Genomic DNA, 20,934 nt, shown 5'->3' on the forward strand with positions numbered 1-20,934 from the left:
AGCTCTATATTAGTATAGAGCTGCTTTTAGTATAACATGCGCGAGACTATTATTTTAAATTTGAGTTAAAACTAATGTAATCGCTGAATTTGTTGAACTTTGCAGAGAGATAGAACTTTGAGAAAAGCTTGTAACTTTCCAAGTATTATTTAATAATTCGAAAGAAGCGTTTCCTGTAAAAGTTAAATTTAAAAATACTTCAAGCTCAGATGCTACGGTATAAGTGCCTTCGATATTGCTTATTGTTGTGTTTACTGTGTTTTCTGCAGTACAACTTAAATCGTTAGCAAAATCGATAGTGTAATCGGCATAGTTGTTCGCGGTATTAACACTAGCTGTTATAAAAGATTCTACTTTAAAAGTACCATCAACCAAAATACTTTCTAGTGTATTAGCGTTTTCTTCTGCTTCTTCGGTGGCTTCATCATTTTCTAAGCAATTTGTAATTGCAGTTTGTAAATCTGCATCACTATTCAGTTCAATTGCGGTATTATTTTCACCCGTTAATGTTGCTGTAATAGGGTAGTTAATTGAGAATAAAGCATCGTTATCAAAATTATTCATATAAGTGTATAATTGTTGTTCAGATTCTATAACAATACTACCGGTTTGTTCTGCGCTTAAATCGTAAGTTAAAATTGTAATAGGGAAATCGATGTTTACACAGTTTATAGCGTCTTTACCTTCATTTTCGGCCGCTTCACAAGCATCAATAAGTGCATCGTATTCGGTTTGATTTGCAACTTGTACTTCAGTATAGTTACTTAGTTTTACGGTTAATGGGAATTGAAATTCAATGCTGTCATCATCATTTGTAAACTGTCCTAAAATATTTAAAACAAGTTGGTAATCTGCTTGACTAATTAAAGTAATTTCTGTGTTATTAATTGTTGCAGTTAAAGGAAATAAAATAGAAGAACAAGATACACCATCTAAAAAATCATCAAAACTACCATCGTACATAGACGAGCGTTCTAAGTTATTTGCTGTGGGTGATGTTGCAGAATTTGTGTTTGGGTTTTGCCCGTTTTCGTTATCAATTTCATCTTGGCAAGATGTGAAACTCATAATTGATGTTAGTAGGATTGCTGTTAATAATTTTAAATTTTTCATGTTTTTAATTTTTAGGGTTTTTATAATTTTCTTTTTCACAGCCGTTTTTTTTCGCTGTTCTGTAATTAAGACCCTTAGATATAAGTTTACCCTACGATTTTTTTTAAAATATTTGAAATTAAATATAAGTCACTGTTTATCAGTATGTATTGTTGTTGATTTTTTTTGTCATATTTTTACCGCATATCAATTTGTATAAACTTTATGAATAGCCCCAAGCATAAACTTTGCGAAGAATCTCATTTTAACACCTTTTACACAGAACATATTCAAGCCGCAAGTAATTTTGCCTTTTATAAGTGTGGAAATAGTGATGCATCTTTAGATTATGTACAAGATGCGTTTGCTAAAATTTGGGAAAATTGTTCTAAAATAGATTTCTCTAAAGCCAAAACATATCTGTTTACCACGGTTAATAATTTGTTTTTAAATACTATTCGACACCAAAAGGTGGTGCTAAATTATGCAAAAGAATCGCCATATTTAGATGAAACTAATTTGAATCCAGAATATATAATGGAGGAAGATGAGTTTAAGCAAAAACTTATGTTGGTTATTGAGAACTTAAGCCCAGAACAACGCGAGGTTTTTTTATTGAATAGAATAGAAGATAAAAAATATAGAGAGATAGCCGAGTTGTTAGATATATCTCAAAAAACAGTTGAAAAACGAATGTCGGCAGCCTTAAAAATATTAAGAAGTAAAATTGAAGACTTAAAAATTTAATTTTTTAGTAGGGTAAATAAATAATAAGGTGTCTTATAGTTGTATAGCATAAAAGATGAATAAAGAAAACGACATATTAAAATGGTTTGAAGGTGAAATGTCTTTGGAAGATATTAAAAACAAATATCCTTCGGAAGATTTTTCGACTCTAGAAAAAATGGGCTTCTATTCTAAGCAGATTGAAGTGCCAAAAATAGATGCAGAACACGCTCTGGCCGATTTTAAGAAAAGATCATTTAAAAAAGAAGAAACCAAGGTTGTTCCATTAAACTTTAAAACGTTTATGAAGGTTGCTGCTGTATTGGTTGTGTTATTAACATCATCTTACTTTTTGTTTTTTAATCATACCGCATCTTATTCAACTGAAATTGCTCAAACCGAAACTCTAAAATTACCAGATAATTCTGAAGTGATACTGAATGCACAGTCAGAGTTAGCCTTCAATAAAAAAGAATGGAACCAAAATAGAAGTTTAACCTTAAAAGGTGAAGCTTTTTTTAAAGTAACAAAAGGTAAAAAGTTTACTGTAGATACCGATGCTGGGAGTATTCAGGTTTTAGGAACGCAATTTAATGTTAAGGAACGCGATAATTATTTTGAGGTACAATGCTACGAAGGTTCGGTTAGTGTTACACACAAAAATAATAAAACCATTTTAACTCCAGGAAAATCGGTGAGAGTTGTTAATGGAGACATTGTAGAGGTTAAACCTTTTAATGCTGAAAATCCATCATGGTTGGCTAAAGAATCTAGTTTTAGTGAGGTGCCGCTGTGGCAAGTAATAAACGAGCTAGAAGTTCAGTATGATATTGTTATCGATACGAGTAAAATTGATGCCGAGCAGATGTTTTCTGGAACTTTTACACATAACGATAAAAACATTGCCCTGCAATCTGTAACTATTCCGCTTAAATTAAGCTATAACATATCAGGGAAAAACGTTGAGTTTTATAACTATGAATCTAACTAAAATTTATTTTGTTTTAATTTTATTCAGTGGTTTCTTTTCTTTCGGATTTCAATCTCAAGATAAGAAGCCGTTAATAGATGTTATTGCTGAAGTTGAAGCCAAATTTGATGTTAAGTTTTCGTATTCGGTAACAGATGTGGATCAGGTTTTTGTTGATTCAATAAAAAAATCAGAATCTCTTCAATTTATAATAGACAGGTTAAATGCAAACACAAATTTAAATTTTAAATTACTTAGCGAACGGTATATTACCATTTCTACCATCGAAAAAACTATTTCGCTGTGCGGTGTTTTAATAGATAACATAGATCAGTTGCCTTTGCTTGGAGCTTCCGTGGTAATTAATAATAGATCTAAAGGTGTTATTACGGATATAGAAGGTCGATTTCAGTTAAGTAATATTCCCATTAATGAAACTATAGAAATTCGTTTTTTAGGGTTTAAATCTCTAACATTTAAAGCTAGTGAGCTGAGGTCTGTAAATGGTTTTTGTAAAACCATAATAATGGAAGAAGAAAGTCAGGCGCTGAATAAAATATTAATATCTAAGTTTTTAACAACAGGCTTGCAGAAACGTATTGATGGAAGTACGGTTTTAAATACGGCTAAATTTGGAGTGTTACCAGGGTTAACAGATCCCGATGTGTTGCAGTCTATACAAGCTTTACCTGGTGTAGAAAGCGTAAATGAAAGTATTGCTAATATTAATGTGCGCGGTGGTACAAACGACCAGAACTTAATACTTTGGGACGGTATTAAAATGTATCATTCAGGACACTTTTTTGGTTTAATATCTGCTTACAATCCATATTTAACAAACCAAGTCGTGGTTACTAAAAATGGAACGCCAAGTGAATTTAGTGATGGTGTTTCTAGTACCATTAATATGTCTACTAAAAATGAAATAAACAATACATTTTCTGGAGGTTTTGGTGCTAATTTAATGCATGCCGATGTGTTTTTAGAAATACCTATTAGCAAAAAACTGGCTTTGCATGTTTCTGGTAGACGCTCGTTTACAGATGTTTTTAATTCACCAACTTATGATAATTATTTTGAACGTAGTTTTCAGGATAGTGAGTTAACAACTAATAGTGATAACATAAGTGATGGTAACCGAAGTTCAGATTTTTTCTTTTACGATTATACAGCGAAATTATTGTTCGATTTAAATGAAAATCATCAGTTTCGTGCAAACGTAATTGGTATTAATAATAACTTAGATTATACAGAGGTGTATACAGATAATGACGATAATGTAAATTCTAAAACCAGTAATTTACAGCAAGAGAATATTGGTTTTGGTGGAAGCTGGAATGCAACGTGGAATGATAGATTCACAACAGAAGCCTCTGCTTTTTATTCAAACTACAATGTAGATGCTACAGATAATAGAATTGAAACTAACCAGCAACTAACCCAAGCAAACGAAGTATTAGAAACCGGTTTTAAGCTGAATACAAAGTATAAAATCAATAAATATTTGCACTTTTTAAACGGTTATCAATTTAGTGAAATTGGTATTCTTAATGAAACTACTGTAAGTGCGCCATCTTACGAGAAAACAAAAAAGGATGTTCTTCTAAATCATGCTTTGTTTAGTGAAATTGAATTTAATAAAAATAAGACGTATTTACGAATAGGTGTAAGAGGGAATTATTTTCAGAAATTTAATAAACTCATTATTGAGCCGCGATTAAATTTTAGGCAAAAACTATCACAACAAATAGCATTTAAACTTCAAGGCGAATTTAAAAATCAATCTGCAAATCAAATTATTGATTTTCAGGACGATTTTTTAGGTGTTGAAAATAGAAGATGGATTTTGGCTAACGAAAATGATATTCCAATATCTAAAAGTAAACAAGTGTCTTTAGGTTTCGAGTTTAATAAAAATAACTGGTTAATGGATATTGAAGGCTTCTATAAACATGTTGATGGTATTACGGCTTCAAACCAAGGGTTTTATAATAATTTTCAGTTTGTTAATGCCACCGGAAACTATACGGCAAAAGGTGCTGAGTTTTTAATTAATAAAACAGCTAATAAGTATAGTACATGGCTTAGTTATACTTACAGTCAAAATAATTACAAATTTCAAAGCTTTAGTCCTTCTGTATTTCCTAATAATGTAGATATACGGCATTCGGTATCGTTAGCTGTAAATTATAATGTTTTAAAGCATTTAGAACTATCTGTTGGCGGTATGTGGCGTTCAGGCCAGCCTTACACCAAACCTGTTGAAGATAATGAGACGGTTCGGGATGGGAATGATGTTTTGGTGAATTATAGTGATCCAAACAGTTTTAATCTTGATGATTTTATCAGATTAGATGCTTCATTAAATTATACTTTTCGGGTTACCGAAATAATGAGCGGTGCTTTAAGAGTTGGTGTATTTAATGTTTTAGGCAAGCAGAACGTTATAAATAGGTATTATGAAGTTAACCCAGAAGACTCTAATACTGCCATTCAAATAGATAATAAATCCCTTGATTTAACTCCAAATATGAGTCTTAGATTCAATTTTTAATCCGTTTAAAAACAATAAAGAATCGTTCAAATGCATTTTTTAGCGTTAAAATGTTGTGTAGTATAGAAATTAGTGTATCTTTGCTTTGGCTAAGACGGTGATTATAAAAACTTTAACCTAAAAACAAGCTGTTTTTGTAAAAGGAAGCGATATTTTGATTGAAGTGTAGTTTAATAATTGAAATTTATAGAATCCTTGCCCCCCTTAATTTTTAGCCATAAATAGTAAGTTTCAATTGAGTTGTTACAACTTAATTTTAAAAATAATATTACTCATTTATAAATCCTTTTTGAGGTTTTAAAATTGAGATTAGAGAAAGGAAAGTTTAGTTTTATTTAGTTTAGTTTAGTTAGTTGTTAGAAAAGCACAGAATTTTATTCTGTGCTTTTTTTTATTTCATTTTAAGGCGTATTAATCACTGTTCTTCATGAAAAATAGAAGTTAAATTTGTAAATTTGCGTGATTTGAAGCGTGTTTTTCAGGTTTTTAGTCAATTAAATGAATGAATTAAATAAAATATAAAAATTTAACTTATGAAAGTAACTGTAGTAGGAGCAGGAGCAGTAGGCGCAAGTTGTGCGGAGTATATTGCAATTAAAAATTTCGCTTCGGAAGTCGTTTTATTAGACATCAAAGAAGGCTATGCTGAAGGAAAAGCCATGGATTTAATGCAAACCGCATCTTTAAATGGGTTTGATACTAAAATTACAGGTGTAACTAACGATTATAGCCAAACAGCAGATAGTAATATTTGCGTTATTACTTCAGGAATTCCTCGTAAACCAGGAATGACACGTGAAGAATTAATTGGTATTAATGCTGGAATTGTAAAAACAGTATCTTCAAATTTAATTGAGCATTCTCCAAATACAATCATTATTGTTGTGAGTAACCCAATGGATACCATGACATATTTAGTGCATAAATCAACCAACTTACCAAAAAATAGAATTATTGGTATGGGTGGAGCTTTAGATTCTGCACGTTTTAAATACAGATTAGCTGAAGCTTTAGAAGCACCAATTAGCGATGTTGACGGTATGGTAATCGGTGGACATAGCGATACTGGTATGGTGCCATTAACGTCTCACGCTACAAGAAACTCTATTAAAGTTTCTGAATTTTTAAGTGCTGAACGTTTAGAGCAAGTTGCTGCCGATACTAAAGTAGGTGGAGCAACCCTTACAGGTTTATTAGGAACTTCTGCTTGGTATGCGCCAGGTGCTGCAGTAAGCGGTATGGTTCAAGCTATTGCTTGCGACCAAAAGAAAATGTTCCCATGTTCAACTTATTTAGAAGGTGAATATGGTTTAAACGATATCTGTATTGGTGTACCTGTAATTTTAGGTAAAGACGGTATTGAAAGTATTGTTAATATTCCTTTAAGTGATGCTGAAAAAGCACACGTACAAGCTAGTGCTGAAGGTGTAACAAAAACAAATGGTTTATTAGATTTATAGTCTTAAATCACTAAATTTCATAAATATATAGAGGCTGTAGCAATACAGCCTTTATTTTTTTATATTTGCGCCATGCAATTAAAAAGGTACATAAGTGCTATAGTTATAATCCTGAGTTTTTTCGCTGTGCTTTCACAGCAGGAATTCACGGTGCCTAATCAGGAAATTGTATTAGAATTTAATCAAGAAAACGTTTCTTCTCAAGAAACTTTAAGTGCCGTAGCCCAAGTAAAACAACAGTTACAAGATCTTGGTGCTCATAATATTCAAGTAAAACAAACTGCCAAGGGTACATTAAAAATCACGTATTATAGTGATGCCGATGTGGCTAGTATTAAGAAAACATTTTCGAAGTCTACTAAAGATGTTCTAAATAGCACACCTTTTAAAGATAATAATAAGTCTGCCGAATTTCCTTCCGAAGGAAACATGGCTTACAATTTAGATGTTTACGAAATAGAAAGCTCAAAGACTGCCAGTTTAGGTTTAAACGGTGCATGTGTTTTAAATACCGATTCTAAAAGTGATCGTTTTTTCGATCGAAATATGTTGTTTTCTATCGAGCCTGGTAAGGTTTCAGAAGAATGCAACTCAATTAAAACGGCTTACAAAGTGCGTAGAAATGTTTCTATTTCTACACAAAATAATCTTCATAATATCCCCGAAGTTCGGGCAGGACCAACCTGCTAAACCGATTCATGTATTGGGTTCAACGTCATTTTAAGTTGAAAAACCAACATTAATCATTCTTATAGAATTCCCAATTATATCAATTTCAACATAAAACTTGTCTAATTAAATAGGGTATTCCAAGTACATTTAAAATACTAAATGCGGCGTTTATGCTTTCCGAAGAAAGAAAGTAGAAGCAAATTTATTCTAGCATTTTTTAATGTTTATTTGGTTTAAATGATATATTTGCCCGTTAATTTTTTTTGACAAACTAAAAACAATCAAATGCAAAATAAAGGATTAGTAAAATTATTTGCTGTTTTGTTTGGTTTGGTAAGTATTTACCAATTATCATTCACATTCAAAGCAAAGCAAATTGAAACTGCAGCCGAAGAAGCTGCCATTAGTAAAATTGCCGAAACCGAAGAGGATTATCGTGCAAAACGTAGTATTGAAGAGACTTCTTATCTTGAAGCTATTGCTACAGATACCGTATTTAATATGGGTATTGCAAAATTCACTTACAATGAAGTGAAACAAAAAGCCATGAATTTAGGTTTAGACTTAAAAGGTGGTATTAGTGCTACACTTCAAATATCTATTAAAGATATCTTGAAAGGTTTAGCAAACAACACTAAAGATCCTGTTTTTAACAAAGCTTTAGACGATGCTTCGGAAATTCAAAAGAATAGCCAGAACACGTATTTAGAAGATTTCTTCGTGGCTTTTGAAAAAATTAAAGGAGACACTAAACTAGCTTCTCCAGATATTTTTTACACCAAAGAATTAGACGGTGAAATTAATGGAAACATGACTGATGATGAGGTTAAAACCATTATCGCAACTAAAATTGATGAGTCTGTAATTTCTGCATTCGAAGTATTACGTAAACGTATCGATGAGTTTGGTGTAACACAACCAACTATACAACGTATCGGGACTTCTGGTCGTATTTTAGTAGAGTTACCAGGTGTTAAAGATAAAGATCGTGCTATTAGCTTATTACAAAGTACTGCACAATTAGAGTTTTGGGATGCCTACAAAGGGGAACAATTCTTTCCATTTTTAGCACAAGCTAACGAAACATTAAAAGACATTGTTTCGCCAAAAACTGAAACTGCAGAAGTAGAACCACAAGATACTGAAGATGCAGATTCTGCAATTGATGATCTTTTAGGTGAAGCTGAAACAGATTCTACATCTGTAGCTACAACGGTAAACCCAATTTTTGATTTAATTAGAGGACAAGGATACCAAGGAGGACCAATTATTGCACAATTTGAAGCAAAAGATAAAGAACTTATCGAAAGCTATTTAAGCATGCCTCAAGTACGTGCTTTACTTCCAGCAGAACAACGTTACGCTAAATTTGTATTTGGTAAAGCTAAAAAAGGAAGCGAATTATTAGATTTATATGCCTTAAAAGGTAACAGAGAAAACCAACCACAATTAAATGGAGCGGTTGTAACCGATGCAAGAAACCAATTTGGAGCAACAGGAAACTCTGAGGTATCTATGCAAATGAATGCTAAAGGTGCTAAAATCTGGGAAGAAATGACTGGAAATGCATACGCTCAAGGAAGTCAAATTGCTATTGTTTTAGATAACGTAGTATATTCTGCTCCAGGTGTAACAACAGGACCAATTGCAGGTGGTAGTTCTTCTATCTCTGGAGATTTTTCTTTAAACGAAGCAATCGATTTAGCAAACGTATTACGTGCTGGTAAATTACCTGCCTCTGCAGATATTATTCAAAGTGAAGTTGTAGGACCATCTTTAGGTCAAGAAGCTATTGATAGCGGTAAAATGTCGTTCATGATTGCTTTAGCATTAGTATTAGTTTGGATGCTTATCTATTACGGTAAAGCTGGTGGATTTGCAGATGTTGCTATGGCATTAAACATCTTATTAATTTTCGGTATTCTTTCAGGCTTAGGTGCTGTGTTAACATTACCTGGTATTGCCGGTATTGTATTAACCATTGGTATGTCGGTGGATGCAAACGTACTGGTCTTCGAGCGTATTCGAGAAGAGTTATCTAAAGGGAAAGGTCAAAAAGAAGCCATTCAAGACGGATTTAGCAATGCTTTATCTTCAATCTTAGATGCGAATATTACAACCGGTTTAACCGCTTTAATATTATTTATATTTGGTACAGGTCCAATTAAAGGTTTCGCAACTACTTTAATTATTGGTATTGGTACATCATTATTTACAGCTATTTTCATCACACGTTTATTAATCGATTGGTATACAAACCGTGGTGGAAAATTAGAATTCTCAACAGGATTAACTAAAAACTTATTTAGAGATATCCGTATCAACTTCTTATCAAAACGTAAAGTAGCTTACATCATATCAGGTACATTTATCGTGGTAAGTTTAGGATCTTTATTTACAAATAGTTTAGATCAAGGTGTAGATTTCGTTGGAGGTAGAACATACCAAGTACGTTTTAATCACGATATTAGTGCTTCAGAAATTACAGGTGTATTGTCTAGTCCAGAAGTATTTGGTAGTGCAAACGCTAAAATATTTGGTGATGCTAACCAAGTAAAAATCACAACTAAATATAAAGTTGAAGAAACAAGTTCAGATGTAGACGAAGAAATCCGTAAAACACTTTACACGGCTTTACAACCTTATTTTGAAGGTCTTTCTTATGAAGAATTTATTAGCGATGCCGATACAAAAACGGTAGGTTTATTAAAAACAGATAAAGTAAGTCCAACTATTGCCGATGATATCAAACAAGAATCATTCTGGGCAGTATTAGGATCATTAATCGTCGTATTCCTTTATATCTTAATCCGATTCAAAAAATGGCAATACTCATTAGGAGCCGTAACTGCGGTATTCCACGATGTATTAATTGTATTAGGTGTATTCTCATTAACATACAAATTCATGCCATTCTCAATGGAAATCGATCAAGCCTTCATTGCGGCCATATTAACCGTAATTGGGTACTCATTGAATGATACCGTGGTAGTATTCGATAGAGTTCGTGAATTTTTCAACGAGCACACTGGTTGGAAATTTGAGCGTGTTGTAGATGCCTCATTAAGCAGTACATTAAGTCGTACCTTAAATACCTCATTAACCACATTAGTAGTATTATTAGCGATCTTTATTTTCGGTGGCGATTCTATTAGAGGGTTCATGTTCGCCTTAATTGTAGGTGTAATAGTAGGTACTTACTCGTCGTTATTTATAGCAACACCAGTAATGTATGATACCATCAGTAAATTAGAAGGAAAAAAGAAAGAAGAAGAGTAAATCAATTCTTTTCATTATTCAAAAGCCCGTCAGCGTTAGTTGCCGGGCTTTTTTTTATACCATAATTTGGGCGTTACCTTTCAGGTCGGGCTTTCCGCTATATCTTTTTTTTAGAACGTTCTAATTCAGTAAAATTTATCATTCAATGCTTTTCATCGCTTCCTTAAACCATCTTCAACCATCATAAAAAAAGGATGCCGCATCAATCCCTAACGCGGGCATACCTGCAAAATTACACCCGTTTTAAAGTGTAATCTTTCTGTGTTTATACAACACCATAATAATAGAATGCTTCATGGTTGTAAACGAACAATTATTAATGCTGTAACTCGTGCTTTTCGATTTTTTATTCAAAATGTATTTGCTATATTTATCGCTTAAACACGCAAATAATTAGTGATATAAGTATTTTACTGCAACTTATTAGCGTACTTTCGCGTTTAAACATGCAAAAATATCGTATATGTATGATTGTTTGCAACTTAGGTGCATGTCAGGTGTGTGTTTTTAAGGTTAAAACGCTCTGAATAAACAAATAAATAAAACGAATGAAAATTTATAAGCTGTCTTTCGGTGTTATTAATATTCATCATCCAAGGCTAGCAGAAGTTATTATTAACGAAGGTGTCGTTATGGATGAAGAAATTGTGGGTCAATATCACGACTTTCTACTTAGTAATTTGAAGGCGCCATTTTGTCTTCTTGTAAACAAGGAAAACGCATACACATATACTTATAAGGCGCAAGTAAGCGTGGCCGATTTAGACGCAATAAAAGCCGTAGGCGTTATAACAAAATCAACAGGCGCCGTTATGGCAACTGAAATGTTAATGGATATGAATGTTCCGCTTCAAAGTAAAATGAAACTATTCGGAAGCAGGGCCGATGGGTTAGCTTGGCTGGCTAAGAAGTAGCTGTTTTCTTCGGTTTTTCACACTTTATTCCGATTTAAATGCGTATATTATACAATACCGCAATAGAAGTGTAAATATAATAGTGATTTTCATTCAAACTTAAAATTACATCTCAAAGCTCTCAATGTTATAAAAGCAGTCTCCTTTAATTTTAATAACTCACCATGAAAGTCTATAAACTTCCTTTCGGAACCATAGAAATCTGCGCACCAAGCATCGCAGAGGTCACCTTTGACGAAGGTGTGGTTTTAGACGAAGACGCAGTTAATATTTGTCATCATTATTTAATCAATAGTTTAATAGCACCGTTTTCCGTACTTATAAATAAAAAATATAATTACTCCTTCACATTTACAGCGCAACAAAATATTGGCAATATCGCCGAGTTAAAAGCTATGGCGGTAGTTATAGGTACTACAGGTGGTACATTGTCTGCAAAAACCATAATGTCGATAAATGGCGCACTTCGCGAAAAAGCCAAACTATTTTATAAAAGAGAAATCGGTTTAAATTGGTTATTGGAACAACACCAATAAGTATTCCCTCTCAAACGTTTTAGTGGTTCTAAACGCAAAAGATAGTAGTTCTTGTTGTGTGGCAATTTATTAAACGTAAATTTGCACCCTCAAAAAACAACATTCATGACAGATTTTATTCGGAAGATAGCCCCTAATGCAAAAGACGATGTATTAGCAGGTATTACAACATCCTTAGCTATGATTCCCGAAGTAGTAGCTTTTGCTTTCGTGGCTCAAATAAGCCCTATTGTAGCGCTTTTCGGAGCTTTTGTAATTGGTATTGTTTCTGCGAGCTTTGGTGGGCGTCCTGGTCTTATTTCGGGTGCAGCTGGTGCTGTTGCTGTTATTTTTGTACACATGATTCAAGAAGGGCACGCTAAAGGCCTTTTATTCGATCAGCCTGTAGAAAATATGGGGTATTTTTATCTGTTAGCAGCCGTAGTTTTAATGGGGGTTATTCAAATTTTAGCAGGTGTTTTTAAGCTTGGTAAATTTGTGCGTTTAATTCCGCATCCTGTAATGATGGGGTTTGTAAACGGTCTAGCCATTGTTATTTTTATGGCACAACTGGGTATGTTTACCGAAAACACTAAAGATATTTATGGCCAGAACATGCGTAAAACGGAATCGAAAGAGTTGGTTTATAATGTGAGTGATCAAGCTGTAACGGATTTAGTTTCTAACACCGAATTGTTTTCAATTAAAGATAACTCGGTTGTAAACATCAAAACAGGCGAGGAAGTTTATGTTATGTCGGACAACCAAGTTTTTGATGTTAAAACCAAAAAAGTGGTTTTCAATGTAAAAGATAACGGGTTTTATTCCGTAAAAGATAGTGGTGTTGTAAAATCCACATTAGAAGGTAATACGCTCTACATTATGATAGGGTTGGTGCTTTTAACCATGCTTATTGTCTGGGGTTTACCAAAATTAACAACCAAGGTGCCAGCGGCTTTAACAGCTATTTTAATTGTTACTTTAATTGCTGTTTTTGGTGGTGTGGAATCTATTAATGTTGGTGAGTTTATTAGAGATGGAGGAGGAGCTGGTTTAAATGGTTTTGATGAATTATCTAAAAACCTAAACTTAGTAGAGCTTTGGAGTAATCTTCCTTTTAATTTAGATACCTTAAAATTTATTGCGCCATATGCATTTTTAGCAGCTTCTGTTGGTTTGATTGAAACTTTAATGACGATGAATTTGGTGGATGAGTTAACCGAATCTAGAGGTGATGGAAATAAAGAGTGTATTGCTCAAGGTTCTGGGAATATATTAAGTGGATTGTTCGGAGGAACAGGTGGTTGTGGGATGATTGGTCAAACCGTAATTAATGTAAACGCAGGTGGACGCGGACGCTTATCTGGAATTATGATGGCCTTAACCCTATTAACGTTTATTTTATTTGCTGATAAATATATCGAACAAGTGCCTATTGCTGCTTTGGTAGGAGTAATGTTTATGATGGTTATTGAAACCTTCGCATGGTCTAGTTTTAGAATCATGAAAAAAATACCAAAATCCGATGCTTTTGTATTAATTATAGTTTCGGCAGTAACCGTATTTTTCGATTTAGCAATTGCTGTTTTCGTTGGTGTTATCATTTCCGCTTTAGTTTTTGCTTGGGAAAATGCTAAGAAAATTAGAGCTAGAAAACGTGTTAAAGAAGATGGGACTAAGGTTTATGAAATTTGGGGACCATTATTTTTTGGAAGTATTCAAGCCTTTAACGAAAAGTTTGATATTAAAAGTGACCCTAAAGAGGTAGAGATCGATTTTGTTGAATCTCGTGTCAGCGATCATTCAGCAATTGAAGCTATTTTTAACTTAGTTGAGAAATATGAAGCTGAAGGGAAATCTATTAAGTTGAAACATTTAAGCGATGATTGTAAATTATTACTTTATAAATCAAACCCGAAATTCAGAGAAGTTATTGTTGAAGATATCGACGATCCTCGTTATCACTTAGCAGCAAATCCAGAGGCATTTCCTAAAGGCCTTTCTGAATATAAATTTTAAAATAAACAGTCAATAGTCAGCAGTATTCAGTCAGTAAATAGATTGGTATGCTGACTAAATGCTGAACACGAAGTACAGAAACTACTTCATTAACTTCCGTTTCCAGTACAGGATATAAACAGTACCTAAAAGTGTTGGCAGCGTCCAAGAGACAATATTCGAAATGCCTAAACCTGCAATAATAAACGCGGTGAAAGAGGCAATGAGTGCGCCTATCATTTTACCAATGTGCGATCGTAACCAGCCATTTTTAGCTTTCTTCGGATGCTTGTAAAACCGCATATCGTTAACAGATAGTAGCAGTCCGAAAGCTCCAAAGAATAGAAATAAGATACTATTGGTAATCTGACCGAAAAGCCCGTAAACTCCAATAAAAATCATGATTAACGAAAATACGAGCATACTAATAGATAGTATTTTGTCTAGATAATCGGCTTTTTGGTTTGTTTTGAATTTCAAGGCTCTTCGACCTGAAATCACGAGGTATATTGTAAACAAACCGATTAAGAATAAAAATAAGTTTTCATGGTTTGGCATACATGAAATTGGTAATGAAATTAATGAGCTACAAATCATGCCAACGGAAAAAAGTTTGCCAAAAAGTTTATGTGGTGTACTTCCTTTTTTTACTATTATACTTCCAATTCCCGTAATTAATCCCATGCCGCCAAAGAAAGCGTGTATGTAAATTAATATTTTAATTGTGTCTTCCATCTGTTTTTTTGTTTAACAATTCAAAAATCAGAATATAGTTTCATTTCAGGGAATTTAAAGTTCCGAAGTGTTGTTTTTAAGTGATGTGTTGTGAAAATGAAGAAATTCCAATTTTACTATTAATAGCAAAAACTACAAAATAGATTTCGGAAGAATTTTACGAGTCCAAGTTTTTAAACGCTTGTAACGGCTTACTTCGGAATCTGGATTAAAATTTAGCGTAGTTTCCCAAGAGTTTTCGGGTTTAAACTCGATTTCCATGCCTTTTAAAACACCTTGGGAAATATCTTCTGAATGCACAATCACAATACACTCCGTGTTTAAATTGGCGCTTCTAGGATCCAAATTAAAGGTGCCAACAACGGTAATATTATTGTCGATAACCATGGATTTAGCATGTAGGCCGAAAATAGGTTGGTAATCTAAAGTTTCTTGAAGTTCGCCTGTCATAATTTTTTTGCGTTCGTCAGCATCCGGACGAAATTCAAAAATGCGAACACCTGTTTTTAGTAATTTCTTACGATCACTTTGGTAGCTACTAAAAGCTTCTACATTATCTGTAGAGGCTAAACTATTGGTTAAAATTCTAACATTTACGCCGCGGTCTACTGCGTTTTTAAATAAATTCCGACTCAATTCCGAAGTAATTAAATAAGGCGTTGAAATTTCAATAGAAGATGTTGCGTTTTTCACCAAATCTACCAAGGCATCAGTAGAAATACCACCACCAGATAGTCCGTTTTTACCATCATTTTTTCCTGGTAAATCTGAAATAAATTGGACATCGTCCAGCCAAATTAAATGACCTGAATTTTTAATTGCCTCAAAAGTATCGGGTAAATTTTTAATACGAGTTTTTACCTGCGGCCAAAAATTTTCAGGATTGCATGCATATTCATGGAGTTTGTTAAACGTGGTTTCGGGATCGGCTTTTTGTGGGGCAACTTTAGCCACTTCAGTAACATCTTGGCTTAAATCACTATTCCAAAAATCGTTGAATGATGTTTTTACCGTGGCCGTTTCTTTTCCTAATAAAAGAATATCACGATCTCTAAAGTTGTACTCATGATCGTAATCAAAATATTCGTCGGCTATATTTCTTCCGCCAGTAATTACAACCTTATCATCTACAATAAAAGTTTTGTTGTGCATGCGTTGGTTCGCCATGACAAAATCGGTTGTGAATTTTTCTATCTTCTGAAAGATGTTTTTTCCTAAATTAACTCCCGGATTGTAGATTCTAACCGAAATATTCTCGTGCGAATTAAAGGTTAATATATCTTCAATGTCGGCATCCACCATAATATCGTCCACTAGAATACGTACTTTTACACCGCGATCGGCGGCACGTACCAAATAATCGCAAGCAATAAGGCCCACATTATCTGTAGAAAATATAAAATACTGAATATCTATTGTTTTTTCGGCATATTCACTTAACCATGCTCTGGCCACCATGGAGCCACTACCGTCTTCAAGTACGTAAACACCTGTTTTATCTTGCATTAAAGGCGCAATGTCTTGAAGGGCTTTAGATAGCGTTAGGCTGTCGTTTCTTTTCATAGTATCGCAAAAATGGGTGGTTATGCTTGGTGCTTTATCGTTTTTACACGATAATAAAGTACAGCAGATAATACAAAATGAAATTCCGAATTTTAAAATAGAGTGCATGTAGGTGTCTTATTTTACACGTACAGTAAGCGGAACCAGCTTGGTGTAATCACCATTATTCCGAATCACGTCGCGCACAATAGAGGATGCAATGTAAGATGTGCGTGCCGCGGTAAGGAGAAAAACAGTTTCAATAGGAGCAAGGTCTCTGTTGGTGTGGGCAATGGCTTTTTCAAACTCAAAATCGGCAGGATTTCGCAGGCCTCTTAAAATGAATTCTACACCTATTTCTTGACAAAAATCAACCGTAAGCCCTTTATAAGTCATTACTTTTACTTTAGGTTCATCGGCAAAAGTTTTTTCAATAAAGGCTTTACGTTCTTCCAACGAGAACATATATTTTTTATCAGCGTTTATGCCTATGGCCACAATAATTTCATCAAAAAGGGTGACGCCTCGCTTTATAATATCGTAATGTCCTAAGGTTATCGGATCGAAAGATCCCGGAAAAATAGCTCGTTTCATTCTATAAAATTACTGTTTTTATTTTAAAGCTTCCGTTATGGCATTATCAAACAAATCAGAAAGGCTAATTCCTGCGGCAGCGGCTTGTTGTGGTAGAATACTTTCTCGGGTAAGTCCCGGAATAGTATTCATTTCTAATAAATGGGGTTCACCATCTTTAAAAATATACTCACTACGGCTAAAACCTTTCATTTTTAAGACCTCGTAAACCCGTTTTGCTAGCGCATTTACCTTGTCTTCTTGTGTTTTTGTCAGTCTAGCAGGGGTTATTTCTTGCGATTTACCCAAATATTTGGCTTCATAATCAAAAAAATCGTTTTCGCTTACAATTTCAGTAATGGGTAAAACTTTAGTTTCTCCTTGATAGGTAATCACACCTACAGAAACTTCAATACCATCTAAAAATGATTCAATAATAATCTCATCATCCTCTTTAAAAGCCACATCAATGGCAGGCTGAATATCTTCTATAGTATGGGCTTTAGAAACTCCAAAACTACTACCTGCTTTATTGGCTTTTACAAAACATGGTAAACCTACTTTGCTCACAATATCAGCCGTGTTTATGGTGTCGCCTTTGTTTACAAAATACGATTCGGCAGTTTTAATTCCGTAAGGTTTTAGCACACTTAAACAGTCGCGTTTATTAAAGGTAACACCGGCTTGATACATATCACAGCTGGTTTGCGGCATATTTATCAATTTAAAATACCCTTGCATAAAACCATCTTCGCCAGGCGAACCATGGATGGCATTAAACACACAATCGAACTTTATTTTTTCACCTTCAACGGTAACTGAAAAATCGTTTTTATCGACCGGGAATTCAACATTATTAGTGTCTACATATACCCATTTTTCTTTAAAAATATGAATACGGTAAGCATTATATTTCGATGCATCAAGCGATTCAAAAACCACATTTCCGCTCGTTAATGAGATTTTGTATTCACTAGAATAACCTCCCATAATTATGGCTATATTTTTCTTCATTGGTCTGTTTTTATATCTTCCGCGAAAGCGAAAAAATCAATATTCCGTCTAAAATCAATAATAAAACGTACTTATTATTACAAAGCTAAAATATCATATATATTACAAAAGAAAAAACAGTTCTGTTTTTATATCTTTGCCAAACGAAAAAAAAATCATGAGCCTTATAAAATTCCTTACGAGTAAAACATTTTTTAAACAATTAGCATTGGCACTCGTTGCCGTTGTGGTACTTTGTTTTGTGATGCTAAAATGGTTAAATGTAACCACAAACCATGGTGAATTTGAAACCGTTCCCGATTTAAAAGGGAAATCTATAAGTGTGGCCGAGTTAGAGCTTAACGAGAACCGTTTAGTGATGCAAATTCAGGATTCGGCAAATTTCAATCCCGATTATCCTAAGTTTTCAGTAATTGAACAAGAACCTTTAGCAGGTACTCAGGTTAAGGAAAACAGAAAAATATATTTAACATTAAACCCATCAGGCTACCGAAAAATTGAGGTGCCAGATTTAAAAGAACGTACTTACAGACAAGCTAAACCAACTTTAGAAGCCTTAGGTTTTAAAGTAGGGAAATTAAGTTACGAAGATAATATAGCAGAAGATTTAGTATTGCGCATGAGCCATAAAGGTAACACTCTACAAGCCGGCGATAAACTACCTAAGACCTCGGTAATCGATTTGGTTTTAGGAAACGGTAACAGACCTTAAATAATGGACGCATACACACCACAATTACCCGACGATGATAATCTTTACGAGCATCACGCATTTACCGTAGATAAAGGCCAAACGCCACTTCGGATAGATAAATATTTAATGAATTTTGTTGAAAATGCCACACGAAATAAAATTCAGGCAGCAGCAAAAAATGGCAGTATTCATGTGAATAACGAGCCTGTGAAATCGAATTATAAAGTAAAACCTTTCGATGCTATTCGTGTGCTTTTTGCACATCCACCTTTCGAGAATTTATTGGTGGGAGAAGATATTGAAATCGATGTGGTTTACGAAGATGACCAGCTTCTTGTTGTTAATAAAAAACCCGGAATGGTTGTGCATCCAGGACATGGAAATTATTCGGGAACTTTAATAAATGCCTTAATTCACAGGTTTGATAATTTACCTAACAATTCTAGTGAACGTCCAGGATTGGTACACCGTATTGATAAGGACACTAGCGGACTTCTAGTGGTTGCAAAAACCGAAGAAGCCATGGCACATCTATCGGCTCAGTTTGCTAATAAAACTAGCGAGCGCGAATACGTGGCTATTGTATGGGGAAATATGGAAGAAGAAAATGGAACTGTTGAAGGTAACATTGGGCGCCATCCTAAAAACCGATTACAAAATACAGTTTTCCTTGATGATGAAGCTGATAAAGGTAAGCCAGCCGTAACACATTACTCTGTTTTGGAGCGCTTGGGTTATGTTACTTTAGTATCTTGTAAGCTCGAAACGGGGCGTACGCACCAAATTCGTGTGCACATGAAGCATATTGGCCATACATTGTTTAACGACGAGCGTTATGGTGGTGAAAAAGTATTAAAAGGGACCACCTTTACCAAATACAAACAATTTGTAGATAACTGTTTTAAAGTATTGCCGCGCCAAGCACTACACGCTAAAACATTAGGTTTTGTACACCCGAAAACAAACGAATTTATGCGTTTTGATAGCGAAATTCCAGACGATATGCAACAATGTATTGAAAAATGGAAAGTCTATTCTAAGCATCAAGAATTATAATACTATGTTTTGGGCGTTCCCCGAAAAGGGTCGGGCTTTCCGCTATATCTTTTTACAACGTATAGATAAGCTTTTAACGTAACCAGATAAAATAAGTAAAGCCTAGACTAACCACAGTCTAGGCTTTTTTGTTTTTGTAAAAAGGATGCCGCATCAATCCCTAACGCAAATACTTGCAGAGATTGGTGCGCAATCCATAGTTTATACCGGTTTGGAATTTTAATGCTTCTAAATAAATTGGATTAGTTTTATTTTGTTGATTACACACTCGCTGTATTGAGTAAACCGGTGCGGTACATCATAATTTGTTCTTTAATTCGGGTTTCTTGAGATAGGGTAAGTTCGTGCATCCAGTCGTCATCAACATAATTCATATAGTTGTGTATGGGTGCGTAATCGCCAATTTTACAAACATTATGTGGTTTGTTAGTTTCAGGTTTTCCGTAGTTTGCACCACTATGTGCAGGGGTATCTAAAACATGGTCGCCAATACCATCGCATCCACCTTGAAAGGTGTGGTATAAGCCTAACCAATGCCCAACCTCGTGCACGGCTGTCATTCCTAAATTGTATGGCGCAGCACTTCCGCCAGGTAACGACTCGTCTAACATCACAACACCATCAATATCAGGGTCGCCAGCCAAATCGAATGGAAATCGCGCCCAACCTAATAATCCAGATACCAAACCTCCGGTATAGAAATTAAGGTATTTATGCGGGTCGGCACCAAGTGCAATTTTCGCCTGACGCTCATTGGCCGAACCATGCCCCATATTGTACCAATTTTCATTATCGATAAATTTTACCTGCGATTCACTATAAACAAAGGTTAAGTTGGCACCTGCGTAAGCTTTATTTAATAACTCTATTTGTTGTCTTCTTTGTGTTTTTGTTATTAAACCACGAGCACCAAAAGTGATATGATGAAATCGAACTTCTATGGTTAATTTACTGAACAATTGTCTTCTAGATTTATTAGCGTTAATTTGTTCGTCTACACGCATAATCTCAATTGGGGTTGGGATTTTTGTTGCACATCCACGTCCGAATTTCGAAAATTCTTCCTGATTTAAAAATTCTTTGTTGTTAATAAAAAAAGCCATAGTTGTTGTGTTTTAGTGTTGGTTAATACTGCATTTT

General features: G+C 34.2%; 17 protein-coding genes. 11 read left to right on the forward strand and 6 right to left on the reverse strand.

Annotated elements, in window-relative coordinates:
* Positions 1-54 precede the first annotated feature (54 nt).
* Positions 55-1,113: a hypothetical protein gene (locus QWY92_RS13135; RefSeq protein ID WP_290272025.1), complete on the reverse strand. Its 1,059-nt coding sequence runs from the start codon at positions 1,111-1,113 to the stop codon at positions 55-57.
* A gap of 204 nt (positions 1,114-1,317) precedes the next feature.
* On the opposite strand from QWY92_RS13135, the gene QWY92_RS13140 reads away from it, so the two are divergent.
* From QWY92_RS13140 to QWY92_RS13180, 9 genes are all read left to right on the forward strand, one after another.
* Positions 1,318-1,839 carry an RNA polymerase sigma factor gene (locus QWY92_RS13140; RefSeq protein WP_042506293.1) on the forward strand — a complete coding sequence of 174 codons (522 nt, stop codon included), beginning with the start codon at positions 1,318-1,320 and terminating at the stop codon, positions 1,837-1,839.
* A gap of 55 nt (positions 1,840-1,894) precedes the next feature.
* The gene (locus QWY92_RS13145) at positions 1,895-2,809 is read left to right on the forward strand and encodes a FecR family protein (protein ID WP_290272028.1); all 915 of its coding nucleotides are present in this window, start codon (positions 1,895-1,897) and stop codon (positions 2,807-2,809) included.
* On the forward strand, positions 2,796-5,342 hold the full coding sequence (locus QWY92_RS13150; RefSeq protein WP_290272030.1) for a TonB-dependent receptor plug domain-containing protein: 2,547 nt from the start codon (positions 2,796-2,798) through the stop codon (positions 5,340-5,342). The genes QWY92_RS13145 and QWY92_RS13150 overlap by 14 nt, the downstream gene beginning before the upstream one ends.
* Positions 5,343-5,875: 533 nt before the next feature.
* Positions 5,876-6,802, forward strand: coding sequence for a malate dehydrogenase (gene mdh / locus QWY92_RS13155; protein ID WP_290272032.1), 927 nt, complete (start codon positions 5,876-5,878; stop codon positions 6,800-6,802).
* 126 nt (positions 6,803-6,928) lie between these two features.
* Positions 6,929-7,492: a hypothetical protein gene (locus QWY92_RS13160; RefSeq protein ID WP_290272035.1), complete on the forward strand. Its 564-nt coding sequence runs from the start codon at positions 6,929-6,931 to the stop codon at positions 7,490-7,492.
* A gap of 267 nt (positions 7,493-7,759) precedes the next feature.
* Positions 7,760-10,753 carry a protein translocase subunit SecDF gene (gene secDF / locus QWY92_RS13165; protein WP_290272037.1) on the forward strand — a complete coding sequence of 998 codons (2,994 nt, stop codon included), beginning with the start codon at positions 7,760-7,762 and terminating at the stop codon, positions 10,751-10,753.
* A gap of 548 nt (positions 10,754-11,301) precedes the next feature.
* Positions 11,302-11,667: a hypothetical protein gene (locus QWY92_RS13170; protein ID WP_290272039.1), complete on the forward strand. Its 366-nt coding sequence runs from the start codon at positions 11,302-11,304 to the stop codon at positions 11,665-11,667.
* Positions 11,668-11,831: 164 nt separating this feature from the next.
* The gene (locus QWY92_RS13175; RefSeq protein ID WP_290272041.1) at positions 11,832-12,203 is read left to right on the forward strand and encodes a hypothetical protein; all 372 of its coding nucleotides are present in this window, start codon (positions 11,832-11,834) and stop codon (positions 12,201-12,203) included.
* Positions 12,204-12,308: 105 nt separating this feature from the next.
* Positions 12,309-14,201 (forward strand): SulP family inorganic anion transporter, encoded by a 1,893-nt coding sequence (locus QWY92_RS13180; RefSeq protein WP_290272043.1) that lies wholly within the window; start codon positions 12,309-12,311, stop codon positions 14,199-14,201.
* Positions 14,202-14,282: 81 nt separating this feature from the next.
* Here QWY92_RS13180 and QWY92_RS13185 read toward each other — a convergent pair whose 3' ends face one another.
* The 4 genes from QWY92_RS13185 to QWY92_RS13200 form a co-directional block, all read right to left on the reverse strand.
* Positions 14,283-14,915, reverse strand: coding sequence for a hypothetical protein (locus QWY92_RS13185; protein WP_290272044.1), 633 nt, complete (start codon positions 14,913-14,915; stop codon positions 14,283-14,285).
* Positions 14,916-15,047: 132 nt separating this feature from the next.
* A complete protein-coding gene (locus QWY92_RS13190; protein WP_290272045.1) occupies positions 15,048-16,478 on the reverse strand; it encodes a phospholipase D-like domain-containing protein in 1,431 nt (476 codons plus the stop codon).
* Between the two features lie 117 nt (positions 16,479-16,595).
* Complete coding sequence (coaD, locus tag QWY92_RS13195) at positions 16,596-17,051, reverse strand: pantetheine-phosphate adenylyltransferase (RefSeq protein ID WP_290272047.1); 456 nt, start codon at positions 17,049-17,051, stop codon at positions 16,596-16,598.
* An 18-nt stretch (positions 17,052-17,069) separates the two neighbouring features.
* The gene (locus tag QWY92_RS13200) at positions 17,070-18,044 is read right to left on the reverse strand and encodes a D-alanine--D-alanine ligase (protein ID WP_290272048.1); all 975 of its coding nucleotides are present in this window, start codon (positions 18,042-18,044) and stop codon (positions 17,070-17,072) included.
* A gap of 157 nt (positions 18,045-18,201) precedes the next feature.
* Between QWY92_RS13200 and QWY92_RS13205 the strand changes: the two genes are divergently transcribed.
* Both QWY92_RS13205 and QWY92_RS13210 read left to right on the forward strand, forming a co-directional pair.
* Positions 18,202-18,756: a PASTA domain-containing protein gene (locus QWY92_RS13205; RefSeq protein ID WP_290272049.1), complete on the forward strand. Its 555-nt coding sequence runs from the start codon at positions 18,202-18,204 to the stop codon at positions 18,754-18,756.
* 3 nt (positions 18,757-18,759) lie between these two features.
* On the forward strand, positions 18,760-19,794 hold the full coding sequence (locus QWY92_RS13210; RefSeq protein WP_290272051.1) for an RluA family pseudouridine synthase: 1,035 nt from the start codon (positions 18,760-18,762) through the stop codon (positions 19,792-19,794).
* Positions 19,795-20,054: 260 nt separating this feature from the next.
* Here QWY92_RS13210 and QWY92_RS13215 read toward each other — a convergent pair whose 3' ends face one another.
* The gene (locus QWY92_RS13215; RefSeq protein ID WP_290272052.1) at positions 20,055-20,897 is read right to left on the reverse strand and encodes a zinc metalloprotease; all 843 of its coding nucleotides are present in this window, start codon (positions 20,895-20,897) and stop codon (positions 20,055-20,057) included.
* Positions 20,898-20,934: the final 37 nt, after the last annotated feature.

The sequence above is a fragment of the Algibacter miyuki genome, assembly GCF_030409805.1.
In the GTDB taxonomy this organism is placed as follows: Bacteria; Bacteroidota; Bacteroidia; order Flavobacteriales; family Flavobacteriaceae; genus Algibacter; species Algibacter miyuki.